At 45.1% G+C, this 273-nt stretch carries 1 protein-coding gene; it reads right to left on the bottom strand.

Annotated features, from left to right (window positions below; all coding sequences use genetic code 11):
* Window positions 1-273: hypothetical protein (locus AAEZ06_RS27275; RefSeq protein ID WP_502948059.1), on the bottom strand; the 273-nt coding region annotated here is incomplete at both ends.

The raw sequence follows: 273 nt of genomic DNA, 5'->3' as shown, positions 1-273 counted from the left end.
GCGCTAGACCACTATGCTGAGTGTAGGCAGTATTAAAGACGTTTGCATCGTTGTGATCGAGCAGCAAGCCTTCACTATAAAGCTCCCAACTCGGATATTCAGCCTCATAATCAGTGACAGGGTAGAGCGGCAATTGAGCTAAAGGTCGCGGCAAATCAGCCAGTGAATTTTTAAAAGTATCATTGGCTTTTTTATCAGTCTCAGCAGTTTGATTATTATCTTGCCATAGTGCATCGATAGGCTTAATAACCTGCTGCGCCACCAGTGCTGCCA

Source organism: Pseudomonas sp. HY7a-MNA-CIBAN-0227, from assembly GCF_040310325.1.
In the GTDB taxonomy this organism is placed as follows: domain Bacteria; phylum Pseudomonadota; class Gammaproteobacteria; order Pseudomonadales; family Pseudomonadaceae; genus Aquipseudomonas.
This window is presented reverse-complemented; position numbering and strand designations above follow the sequence as displayed.